At 58.5% G+C, this 12789-nt stretch carries 5 protein-coding genes; 3 read left to right on the forward strand and 2 right to left on the reverse strand.

The features are described 5' to 3' along the window. The first annotated feature begins 25 nt into the window (after window positions 1-25). Together ABRP31_RS19335 and ABRP31_RS19340 are read left to right on the forward strand one after the other, a co-directional pair. Window positions 26-2173, forward strand: a complete 2148-nt coding sequence (locus ABRP31_RS19335) for a type I secretion system permease/ATPase (RefSeq protein ID WP_372489452.1) — start codon at window positions 26-28, stop codon at window positions 2171-2173. Between the two features lie 12 nt (window positions 2174-2185). Then, window positions 2186-3532, forward strand: coding sequence for an HlyD family type I secretion periplasmic adaptor subunit (locus ABRP31_RS19340; protein ID WP_087265458.1), 1347 nt, complete (start codon window positions 2186-2188; stop codon window positions 3530-3532). Between the two features lie 145 nt (window positions 3533-3677). On the opposite strand, the gene pap is transcribed toward ABRP31_RS19340, so the two are convergent. Both pap and ABRP31_RS19350 read right to left on the reverse strand, forming a co-directional pair. Then, on the reverse strand, window positions 3678-5174 hold the full coding sequence (gene pap / locus ABRP31_RS19345) for a polyphosphate:AMP phosphotransferase (protein ID WP_087265457.1): 1497 nt from the start codon (window positions 5172-5174) through the stop codon (window positions 3678-3680). A 218-nt stretch (window positions 5175-5392) separates the two neighbouring features. Further along, the gene (locus ABRP31_RS19350; RefSeq protein WP_349972083.1) at window positions 5393-10126 is read right to left on the reverse strand and encodes a dermonecrotic toxin domain-containing protein; all 4734 of its coding nucleotides are present in this window, start codon (window positions 10124-10126) and stop codon (window positions 5393-5395) included. A 181-nt stretch (window positions 10127-10307) separates the two neighbouring features. On the opposite strand from ABRP31_RS19350, the gene mnmC reads away from it, so the two are divergent. Next, window positions 10308-12284 (forward strand): bifunctional tRNA (5-methylaminomethyl-2-thiouridine)(34)-methyltransferase MnmD/FAD-dependent 5-carboxymethylaminomethyl-2-thiouridine(34) oxidoreductase MnmC, encoded by a 1977-nt coding sequence (gene mnmC, locus ABRP31_RS19355; protein WP_349972090.1) that lies wholly within the window; start codon window positions 10308-10310, stop codon window positions 12282-12284. Window positions 12285-12789 lie beyond the last annotated feature (505 nt).

Consider the following 12789-nt stretch of genomic DNA (forward strand, 5'->3'; position numbering starts at 1 on the left):
CCTCGGGAGTACGCCTTTGACCAGCATGGAACTGCCCTTTTCACTTGATGCCCGCTCAAGCTTTGATGACCCGCTGCTCGACGGTCTGCTGATCCTCTGCCGACTGCATGACTGTGCGGCCAGCCGAGCCAGCCTGAGCGCCGGACTGCCCCTGGCCGAACAGCGCTTGAGCGTCGATTTGCTGCCTCGGGCTGCGGCACGGGCCGGATTGCAGGCGCGCTGGCTACGTCGCGAACTTGATGCCATTGATACGTTGAACTTGCCGGTTTTACTGCTGCTTGAAGGCCGGCGCTGTGCCGTACTCCGACGCTGGGGCGAAGACGGCCGGGCAATGATCCTGCCTTGTGAAAGCGAGGGCGGCGAGCAATGGGTGACGCGCGAGGAGCTGAGCAAAAGCTACAGCGGCCAGGCACTGTTCGCCCGCCCGCGCCATGAACTCGAAGACCTGCGCGGACAACTGGTGCCAAGGGTCAAGGCATGGTTTCGCGACACCCTTAAACTGTCGCGCGGGCTGTACAGCGACGCGATTCTGGCCAGCCTGTTGATCAACGTACTCGGTTTGATGGTGCCGCTATTCGTCATGCAGACCTACGACCGGGTCGTGCCCAACCAGGCCACTTCAACCCTATGGGTGCTGGCCATCGGGCTGCTGATCGGTACGTTGTTCGAACTCGGTCTGCGCCTGATTCGTGCACATTTGCTGGATCAGGCTGGACGTAAAACCGATCTGATTCTTTCCGCCACGCTGTTCGAGCGCATCGTCGGCATGACCATGAAAGCGCGCCCCGCGACTATTGGCGGCTTCGCTCAAAGCATTCATGACTTTCAAGGCCTGCGCGATTTTCTCACCGCCGTCACCCTGACCAGCCTCATTGATCTGCCCTTCGCCGCATTGATGCTGGTGGTCATCGGCTTGCTGGGTGGCTGGCTGGTGCTGATCCCGGTGATCGCCTTCCCGCTGACGATAATCTTCGCCTGGCTGATCCAGATCCGCTTGCGCGATACCGTCCAAAAAAGCCTCACATTAGGCGCTGAACGTCAGGGCCTGCTGATTGAAACCCTCGGTGGTCTGGAAACCCTCAAGGCCTGCGGTGCGCAAAGCCAGCGCCAACACCAGTGGGAAAGCACCCATGGCACCCTCACCCGCCTCGACGGCCACGCCCGCAACCTCGCGGCGCTCGCCAGCAACGGCACGTTGTTCGTTCAGCAGTTCGCGGGCATGGCGACGATTGTGGCCGGGGTCTACAGCATCATTGCGGGCAGCCTAAGCGTCGGCGCGCTGGTCGCCACCTACATGCTCGGCAGCCGGGTGCTGGCGCCGCTGGGGCAAATCGCCGGTTTAATCACTCGCTATCAACAAGCGCGACTGACCATGACCAGTACCGACGCCTTGATGACCTTGCCTCAGGAAACCCACGCAGGGCAAAAGCCGCTGCAGAACAGCACACTGCTGGGCGGTTTGTGTATGGAAAAAGTGAGCTTTCGCTACGCAGACAAGGGCGCTGAAGCGTTATCGGCGGTCAGCTTCAACGTTCGTCCCGGCGAGCGCATCGGCATCATCGGCCGCAGCGGCTCTGGCAAAAGCACCCTGGCGCGAATGCTGATGGGTTTTTACACGCCGGATGAAGGCCAGGTGTTGCTGGACAACCTCGACCTGCGGCAACTGGACGTCGCCGATGTTCGCCAGCAGATCGGCTATGTCGCCCATGACCTGCCGCTGCTGTCCGGCAGCCTGCGCGACAACCTGACGCTCGGCGCGCGCTATATCAGTGATTCACGCATGCTCGAAGTGGCTCGTCTTACCGGGGTAGACGAGCTGGCCTTGCGTCATCCGCAGGGTTTTGACCGGCCGGTGGGCGAGCGTGGGCAACTGCTCTCCGGTGGGCAGCGGCAGACGGTTTTACTGGCACGGGCGCTGCTGCTCGACCCACCGCTGCTGGTACTGGATGAACCCACCAGCCACATGGACAACAGCGGCGAAGACCAACTACGCCAGCATCTGTACGACTTGCTACCTGGCAAAACCCTGTTGTTGGTCACCCATCGCATGTCGATGCTGACCCTGGTGGATCGCTTGCTGGTCATGGACAACGGCAAGCTCGTCGCGGATGGCCCCAAAGACGCTGTAATCGAAGCACTGCGCCGGGGCCAGGTCGGCTCGGGCACAGTTTAAGGAGCATCACTTATGCGCGCCTTCTCTCCCCGCTACTTCAATCCTCGTCTGCGCGAAGACATCGAATTCATGCCGTATCTGGCCGGTGCCATGGCGCAGGACTCGCCGCGCAAATCGCGCATCACCGTCTGGGTAGTTGCAGGCCTCATGCTGACCGCAGTGGTGTGGGCCAAATTCGCCGTTCTGCAGGAAGTCACCACAGGCGAAGGCAAAGCCATTCCTTCAAGCAAAGTGCAGGTTATCCAGAATCTGGAAGGCGGTATCGTCACCGAAATTTTTGTCCGCGAAGGGCAACTGGTGAACAAGGGCGACACCCTGTTGCGTCTGGATGACACGCGTTTTCTCTCCAACAAGGGTGAAAGCGAAGTAGACCGCTATACCTTGAGTGCTCAGGTGGAGCGATTGTCAGCGGAGTCTCAGGGCTGGCCTTTCAAACTCTCGGACGAGATCGTCGCCAAGGCTTCGCAAACCGCACGGGATGAACTGTCGCTGTACCAATCACGGCAGCGTCGCCTGAGCAGCGAACAGCGTACGTTGAATGAGCAACTGCGACAGAAAACCCAGGAGCTGGCTGAGTTTCGCGCCAAGCAGGAGCAATATCGCAGCAGCCTCGGCCTGGTGCAGCAAGAGCTGAACATGTCTTCGCCGCTGGTGGCTTCAGGAGCAGTGTCGCCGGTAGAAATCCTGCGGTTGAAAAGGAGCGCGGTGGACATCCGCGGTTCGCTGGAAGCCGCGACACTGGCCATTCCCCGGGCTGAAGCAGCGATCAACGAGATCAAGAGCAAGGTGCAGGAATCGGAGATGACCTTCCGCTCAGAGGCGTCGAAAGAGCTCAACGAGCGGCGTTCGGAGTTGGCGAAAATCACCGCCACCCGTATTGCTATCGATGACCGGGTCAGCCGCACGACTGTAGTTTCGCCGGTACGAGGCGTGGTCAAGATGCTCAAGGTCAATACCATCGGCGGCGTGGTCCAGCCAGGCAGTGATCTGGTCGAGATTGTGCCCCTGGAAGACAACCTGTTGATTGAAGCAAAAGTACGACCGCAGGACGTTGCCTTTTTGCACCCGGGCCAGAAAGCCATGGTCAAGTTCAGCGCCTATGACTACACGATTTATGGCGGGCTGCCGGCCAGACTCGAGTTGATCGGGGCGGACACCACGACCGATGACAAGGGCAACAGTTTCTACCTGATCCAGGTCCGGACCGATCGCAACCACTTGGGCAGCGACGAGAAACCGTTGCTGATCATCCCCGGCATGATTGCCACGGTGGACATTATTACCGGTGAGAAAAGCGTTATGGATTACCTGTTGAAGCCGGTATTGAAGGCGCGGACAGAGGCGATGCGGGAGCGTTGATGATGGGTCGTCTGATGTACCGAGGTGCCGTACCGCGGGCAAGCCTCGCTCCCACATGAGATCGCATTCTGCTGTGGGAGCGAGGCTTGCCCGCGATACAGGCGCTGAGGTCTCACCTGGAGTTAAGTCAACACTGACACCAAAACTACTTCTTCTTGTCCCGGGCAAACGCCGCTTCCAGTGCCTCGTTCAGTGTGCGCAGCACCTTCACCCGCGCCCAGCGTTTGTCGTTGGCTTCAACCAATGTCCACGGCGCAATTTCAGTGCTGGTGCGGTCCACCATATCGCCCACGGCCTCGCGATACTGCGGCCATTTTTCGCGGTTGCGCCAGTCTTCTTCGGTGATCTTGTGCCGCTTGAAAGGGATCTTCTCCCGAGCTTTGAACCGCTCCAGCTGGGTTTTATCGTCAATCGCCAGCCAGAACTTGACCACCACAATCCCGGCATCGGTCAGTTGCTCTTCGAAGTCATTGATCTCGCCATAGGCACGTAACCAGTCGGCCTCGCTGCAGAAACCCTCAACCCGTTCCACGAGCACTCGACCGTACCAGGAACGATCAAAAACAGTGAACTTGCCCCGCGCCGGAATCTGTCGCCAGAAGCGCCAGAGATAAGGCTGGGCGCGTTCGTCTTCGCTGGGTGCGGCAATGGGCACGATGTTGTATTGGCGCGGATCGAGCGCTGCGGCAACACGACGAATTGCACCGCCCTTTCCTGCCGCGTCGTTGCCTTCGAACACCGCAACCAATGCATGTTTACGCATGCGCTTGTCGCGAATGTTGCCCGACAGACGCGCCTGCTCGGTAATCAACTGTTCTTCGTAATCATCCTTCTCCAGGCTCAAACTCATGTCGAGGCTGCCCAGCAGCGTGACTTCGTCATGGTTATGCGCCAGCGGTCCAACGCTCAGAGGCTGCGCTTTGGTCTTGGGAGCGTTCAGCGCCGCCTGCATCCCCTCAAGCAACAATCGGCCGACGGTCAGACTGCGGTAATACGGATCGACGCCTTCGATGACATGCCACGGCGCGTACTCACGGCTGGTACGACGCAATACGCGCTCGCCGTAACGGACAAACTTGTCGTAGGTTTTCGATTGCTGCCAGTCCAGCGGACTGATACGCCAGCTGTGCAACGGATCGTCCTTGAGCTGTTTGAGGCGCGATTTCATCTGTTTCTTCGACAAATGAAACCAGAATTTGAAAATCAGCGCGCCTTCATCGGTGAGCATTTTTTCAAGCCGCTCGGAGCCGTTGATTGCCTGATCGAGTACCGCGTCCTTGAACAAGCCGTGAACCCGGCCCTGGAGCATCTGGCTGTACCAGTTGCCGAAGAAAACCCCCATTCGGCCTTTGGCTGGCAATTGCCGCCAGTAACGCCAGGCTGCCGGGTGTGCCAGTTCTTCATCGGTTTGCTGGTCGAAGGTGCGCACTTCGATGTAGCGCGGGTCCATCCATTCATTCAACAGCTTGACCGTCTCGCCCTTGCCCGCGCCTTCAATGCCATTGATCAACACGATGATCTGACGCTTGCCCTGTTGATGAAGATCGTATTGCGCTTCCAGCAACGCCTCGCGCAAGGCGGGCACTTCAGCGTCGTAGGTTTCCTTGGCGATGGCGTGACCGATTTCAGCGGATTCGAACATGCATGACTCCTCTAGCCTAAACCCACACAAACATCTGCAACGACGATGCCCCTGTAAGAGCCAGGCATGCTCGCGAAGAACGATGACGCGGTCTGCCTGATAAACCGCAGCGCCTGTATCGCGGGCAAGCCCGGCTCCCACAACCACAAGATATGTAATCGCCGGCAAATCTCAGACTAATCCATCCCCGGCAAAGTTGCCGGGGATGGATCAATGAATCAGAACCATTGCTGGCGCATGTTATTGGTCAACTGTTCCAGCAATGCTTTTTCGGCCGCACTAAGGCTCGCGATCAAGGCCCGGCCTTGCCGGTCGTACTCATCGTTATCAATGGGCGGATTGGCGGTCAGTTCTTCAAGCTCAAGAGTCGCCTGGCCAAACGTCTCCAGATCGGTAGTCATCTGGGCGGCCATCAGACGGATATTGATCTCCGAGCGGCGGCGCAGCTCCTCGGTTGCATCCACCGGTGGGTGCTCCTCAAGGGCATCCATCTGCGCTTTGATGGAAGCGGTGACACGCTCCAGATCGGTTTGATGCTCAGCACGCAGGCGCTCGTTCCAGCGGCGATCAGCCAGCGCATAGTTTACAAATTCGTCACTCAGCTCGCGCTCCAGTACCAGACGTCGAGCACTCAGAATCGCCTGTCGATCTACCGAGGCGAGTCGGCTCCAGGCCATGCTCAATGGCTGGCCCGGCAAGTTCAGATCCTGAGCCAGGCCGATTCGATACGCGATACGTACTTCCGCATGATCAACATGAATACCGCGCGCTTCGCGGCTGGCGATTTCCAGATCTGCGATCGTCTGCACCTCATTGAGGCGAAACAGACCACGCAGGACCCGGAACAGCACCTCGGTGTGCTGCGCCTCAGGCACGCCCTGCAACTCACTCTGCGCGTAAACTGCCACCTGAATATCGCTGAAAATAAGCCTCGCGCCGTCTTCACAGGTCTGGTCTGCACCGAACAGACGATCATCGGCCATGGTTTCCAGCTCAGCGCGCAATATCGGATTCTCTGCGGCAGCTTCAAGCACCCTCATCACATCATTGGCCAACTCTTCGTGAAAGCGCTGGAAGTCCGGGGCCTCGCGAAGTCTCTGCAGCAATACCAGCAGATTGGGCGCATCGCCGGCCCCTGCGACCGTTTGCCATGCGGAGCTCAATCTGGAGTTCAACTCGGTTCGCCCCTCGACAAGCCAGATTTCCATCGATGGCACAGGAGGAGCAAGAGGTACATGACCGGCGTTATGAGCATGCCAACCAACATCGTCGTCCGAGGAAGTTTCTTCATCGCTGGAAGTGGTATTTACGACCAGCTCCCGGATCTCCTCGGGGAAATCAAATTCAAGGCGATAGGTCATGTCGTAGCCGCGATCATTGATCCAGAACCTGCGCAAGTCCTCAAAGTTGATAGGGTTTTCATAAGCGTGAATGGTCAACTGCGACGGTTGGCCCACACTGTTTTCGATAATGTGATCAGGTAGATGAGTGATCTGGTTGTCACTGATATCCAGCGACTGTAACGGCAGGTCTTCAACCCAAGATGGCCACTGGGTCAGTCCTGTCTGGTTAAGCCACAGGGTTGCCACCCGAAGACGACTCACGTCAGTAATCTCGCCGAGCACATTACCGGACAGGTCCAGTTCGTCCAGTGTTTGTATTCTCATGAACAATTCCATGGCTTGCTGATCAATCGTGAGCCCCATGCCTTCAAGTGACAGGTGGACCAAACTCCCCATACTCGCCACGCTTTCTGGTACTGCCGACAAACCACGGCCAAGGATTTCCAGACGGGTCACATGCGCAAAGCGCCCCAGAAAGCGGTTTACATCTTCCATCCCCCCCGTGACACCACTCAGCGTCAGGTAATGAATTTCCGCGTAATGAGCAGGCAACTCGGGCATGTCGGAGAAGCCGGTCAGATCAATATTTTCCAAGAGCATGTTGCTGGAATGCATTGGCGACAGCCGGTCACTAAAACGCCAGGCGCGCGCCAGCGCCTCGGCAATAGCCTGGCGAACAGCAAACTGTTCATTGCTGATCGCACGTCCAGGCCCGACAGGATTTACCCAACCCTCCAACGCACTGCGCAACATCTCCCAGGATTGCAATCTGGCCTGTGTCATTTCTACTAATTGCGGAATACTCCAGCCCCGATAAAGCAGATTCTGTACATGGACTGCCATACTGGGAACTTCCGGGTAAAGCACGCTCAGCGCTGCAATCAGCTCAACAGACTCTGCTGGCAAATCGGGTAACGCCGCGCCTCGACCGCTCAGCACATAACCAAAGCGCCGATCAGCCAGACGCACTGGGCCTCGGAACCCTGGAGTGATCTCCTGCAGCCCCAGTATCTTCGCGACCCGGTTACGCTGGCGGGTTGCTTGGCTGACAATCCGGCTGCGCAATGCAGCGGGGTTGGTGAGGCCGATGTCGCGTATGGCAGCCTTGGGCAGAGCATGCAGAATTGAGGCGAAAAACGTGTCCTGAGGCGCAAGCTTGTTTCCCGAAGCCTCGCAAGGCGTATAGAGATCGCCCTTTTTGATCAGAATTCTCCGCTCGGGAGTGGAGCGCTCACCTATACCGTCAAGCAATGTTCCACCAAACTCTTCGTCGCGTATTTCGATCCGCAGGTTTCTCGGCCAGCCCGGCAACTGTTCCAGCCCCCGCAGGGAGAGTTTCAGCGTGTCTGGACTGGCTGCCGGGGACTTCAGGAAGAAGCCTTCAAGGGCTTGATCGATACGGGTCTGCTGCAGGTAGCCACGCGCCCTGCCAGCGATATTCAACGGAATGGATTGCGTCGCTTTCATACTCGCCAGTTGCTCCGTACCGGCTTCGCTCAACAATTCACGAGCCCCAGCGCACGTCATGCCCGGAAAATCACGTTTGATGAGCTGCACCAGCGGATCATCGCTGATCTCACGTAACTGATTCAGTCGATCAAACTGCGATTCAGGGTCGGCGTCTTTCATCCGGGTGACTTGCTCGTCCAACCCGAACCGCTCTACCGCATCCGTCAACGCCGAAGGCGGCGGCAGGGACTCCAGGTGCAGTGTGGCGAGCAGTGTCTGGTCGGTACCGGTCACCGCGAGCACATCTTCAACCGCCTGATCAGAAAGCGCCTCTACGGAATACCCCAGGCGTCTGAATGAGGTTTTCACGTCCCAGGTCAGGGGATTCTCGCCCTCATGTCGCCACGCCCCCGCGCCGTTGTGCTCAAGCGGTGGAGAATAACGGTTAGCGCGTGGCGCCTTGATCCGCCATTTGTTCAATGCCGTATCCAGCTCGACACGATAAAAACGGCCTTGCAGGCCCACATATTTCACGCCTTGATGCTCGAAAATGCCCTCGGCGCCGGGTTTCATGCCTTGCGGCAGAATCACATCACTGGCGAAAGGGGTGAGATCCGGCGACCACAGTCGCGTCTGACCATTCTCCAGCTTGACCGGGATCATCTTGCCCACAAAAGAGGACTCGGTGATGGCAGGCAACTCGCCTGGAGACGCGACTTTACCGGCAGCAGCAAACGCGGCAAGCATTGCCAGGTTTTGCGCGACGCTGGCCAGATGTTCGAGCGCCTGCTCCATATCACCCACCACCCAGGCTTCAACGCCCTCAAAGGTATCAACCAGCAATTGCGCACCAGCCACCACCATCATCACTTCGCCCAGCATCGGCACAAACAACGCAGCCATATTGACCACGTTCATGCCCAACGCCAGGTAATGAGCAAGGCGCGCTCTGCGTGACGCTTCATCCTCATCGCCAGTGGGCACCGCCAACGATCGGGCATCGTCCTTGATGCGCAGCATTCGCTGGAAATGCAAGTGCTCCAGCAACGGGTATGGAAGGGTCTCGGCGCACACTCGAAGATCGGCATTCTCGTCCACCTCAGGCACCTTCCATTTTCTGGCGATCAAACCTGTGTCGCCTGGTACGGGCCGCAATCGATGAGGGGTCAGGCAGGCGCGAAGCTTGCCGAGAAACTCCGCCCTGCGCCGTTGCGCAATAAAACCGGCGAAATATTGCTGATAGCCGACGCTCCTGAGTTTTGCGCGCAGCTCTTTCATGAAGTGATCCAGCGAGTCGTATTCCTTGAGCGGCGAAGACGGATCGCCAGGCAGGTACACCACGCAGCCGCTCAGGTCACGGGTCTGGAAAACCAGTATGTCGCGCACCGCGAAACCGAGCAGGGTCAGGCTCTGGATATGTACAGCCTCGACCCGGCCCTTTTCCGCCCAATGCCCGCTCGCCGCCAGGACCGAACGATAAGCGCCATTGGAGAGAACGTCGTCGCCCTTCATGTGCGCCAGATGCGCCTCGACATACAACGCATTGCGCACCTGATGACTGAGCAATTCCTTGATCTGGGCAGCATTGAGCGCTCCCGCTGGAAGCTCGCTGGCAGCAGGCTCCAGTACACGCTTGAGATGGGCTTGATATTGCCCGCCCAAGTCCAGCGTTCGACACAACGTCATGAATTTTGCGGGGGGAATCTTCAGCGGATGGGGAAAGCTGGTACCCGCTGCAAAAGTCGCCAGGTTGGGTTTGCCCTGAAAAATCACCGAGTCGGCAGTGACCTCCTCGACCTCTTCCTGATGAAAGTTCTGCAGCGCAGCCTCGAGTAACGACTGCACAGTGGAAGTGCGTTCTACCAGTTGGCCCGGTAACGGCAATATGCTTTGCGCAAAACGGACATGACGAAAGTGATCGCGATCAATGTCCAGCCCCGGCCCGAATGCCTGGGTCAGCGCCCTGGACAATATGGGCCGGGCAAATGCCGTGAGGTCCTGCATGCCGCCCAGTGCCTTTTGCATCTGGTCGCGTAAGTGGTGACTGCGCAACATGTCGCGGTGCAGGCGCTGACGTAGCTCAGCGGTGGTGTAGACATACCAGGACGGCAGCGTATTTTTGACGATGCCCTGATGGGTCTGGATTACAGGCGGGTTCATTGCACAACTCCTATAAAAGAAGTCTGCACGTGATCAGTTTCTACAGCGCCAGAAGCGGTAGATAGTTAATACCGGGGTTGTTTTTTTGCTACATGCCCAGTCGTGCAGTAAACCCCGTGCCTACAGGTCCAGTGCGCGCTGCGCTAATATGCACGCCCCCGCCCACAAGCCGAGCCAGACTGTGACCATCACCCGCCATGCCCAGATCGACTGGGACGAACAGGGCAACCCCCACTCTCGGGAGTTTTCCGACGTCTACTTCGCGACAGGAGCAGGCCTTGAAGAAACCCGACACGTATTTCTGGTGCAGAACGATCTGCGCGATCGTTTCAGCGCATTGCCGGAAAATGGTCGGTTGGTGATTGGCGAGACCGGATTTGGCACCGGGCTGAATTTTCTCTGCGCCTGGCAGCTGTTCGCCGAGTGCGCATCTGCGTCTGCACGGCTGCACTTTGTCAGCGTCGAAAAATTCCCCCTCAGCCAGTCAGACCTGCACCGCGCGCTGGCTCTGTGGCCAGAGCTATCGCCTTTCTCGGGGCCTTTGCTTGAGCAATATGTGGCCGTGCATGAGGGGTTTCAGCGTCTGGTGTTCGACAGCGGACGGGTAACGCTGACCCTGCTGATCGGCGATGTCCTGGACATGCTGCCGCAACTGGATGGGCAGATCGATGCCTGGTTTCTGGATGGATTCGCCCCGGCAAAAAATCCGGAAATGTGGACACCTGAACTGTTCGCCGAACTGGCCAGACTCGCCGCACCGAATTCGACCATCGGCACGTTCACCAGCACTGGCTGGGTCCGTCGCGCCCTGAACGCTGCGGGTTTCAAAATGAAGCGTGTGCCAGGCATCGGTCACAAGTGGGAAGTGTTGCGCGGCACCTTCCTTGGCTGGCCGGAGGATGCCGCGCCAACACCCGCGATCAAACCCTGGTTCGCCCGCCCGGCACCGCTGACTGGTGACCGCAAGGCGATGGTGATCGGCGGCGGCATGGCCGGTTGCACCACCGCTGCAAGCCTCGCAGCACGGGGCTGGCAGGTGACGTTGTTAGAGCGCCATAACGACCTTGCTCAGGAAGCGTCGGGTAATCCGCAGGGCGTGCTTTACCTGAAGCTGTCTGCACACCGCACGGCGTTGTCGCAGTTGATCCTCAGCGGCTTCGGCTACACCCGCCGCATGTTGGAGCGCCTGCAAAAAGGTGTCGATTGGGATGCATGCGGTGTTCTGCAACTTGCCTTCAACGACAAGGAAGCTCAGCGGCAGGCACAACTGGCGGCGGCATTTCCCGAGGAACTGCTGCATCCGCTGGACAAGCCGGCTGCCGAAGCGCGCAGCGGTGTGCAGCTCGGTCAGGGAGGCCTGTTCTTTCCTGAGGGAGGCTGGGTGCACCCGCCTGCGTTGTGTCATGCACATGTCAGTCATCCGAATATTCGCGTGCAGCTGCATCACAACGTCGTCGAGCTGCGTCGTGAGTCCGGCCAGTGGCACGCTTGGGACGGTGATCTGTTGCTCGATCAGGCAGAGGTGGTGGTTCTTGCGGGTGCGGCCGATATCAAGCAATTCCCATTGAGTGCTGCGTTACCGCTCAAGCGTATTCGCGGGCAGATCACGCGCCTGGCGCAAACTGAGGCCAGCAAAGCGCTGAGCACAGTGGTGTGCGCCGAAGGCTACGTCGCTCCGGCAAGACTTGGCGAACATACGCTGGGGGCCAGCTTCGACTTCACTAATGAAGATCTGAGCACTACCACGGCGGACCATTTGGGCAATCTGCAGCTGCTGCAGGAAATCTCGCCGGACCTGAGTGAGCGTCTCGACACTACTCATCTGCCGACGGAACAACTGGAGGGCCGGGCGGCCTTCCGCTGTACCAGCCCGGACTATCTACCGATCATCGGACCGTTGGCGGACAAGGGCACGTTTGTCCAGACCTATGCTGCACTCAGTAAAGACGCCCGACAGATACCCGAAGCGCCCTGCCCTTGGCTGGACGGCCTGTACATCAACAGCGGCCATGGCTCACGCGGCCTGATCACCGCGCCACTGTGCGCTGAACTGCTCGCGGCCTGGCTCGATAACGAAACGCTGCCGCTACCCCGCAACGTGGCAGAAGCCTGCCATCCGAACCGGTTCATGTTGCGGGAATTGATTCGGGGGAAGTGATATGGGTCGCGCTTGTTAGATACGCAATGATTTTTTGCGTACATATCCGTTATTTCGGTTAATGCTGCTAATGGTTGCGCTTTTACAGCGCCTCACTTTTGAAAAGAGCCGGAAGCCGGCCCAGCCAAAAGTAAGCAAAAGGCTCTTGCCCCACCACTCGGCACCTCGCTGTCGCTCGGTGTACCCGCCCGCAGATCCTGAACCGTGGGCCGCCGCAATGGGCCATCCATGGCCCGGGGCGGCTAAGATCAAAATCAAAAGCAGATCAAAGGCAGCAGTTTCACCTCGGACCGGTAGGAGCGAACTTGTTCGCGAGACGTCAGCACAGCCAACACAGACGTCGTCTGACACACCGCTTCGCAGCCTTCGGCAGCTCCTACAGAATATCGGTAAGTTCACACAATCAGGTCGGCTATCAGGCCGCCGCGCTTTTGATTTTGATCTTAAGCGCCCCGTTAAACCACGCAGCAATGTCGGATTACGGGCATGCCGAGCACCAGCGAGG

Origin of the sequence: Pseudomonas caspiana (assembly GCF_040224095.2) — a bacterium.
Taxonomy (GTDB): Bacteria; Pseudomonadota; Gammaproteobacteria; order Pseudomonadales; family Pseudomonadaceae; genus Aquipseudomonas; species Aquipseudomonas caspiana.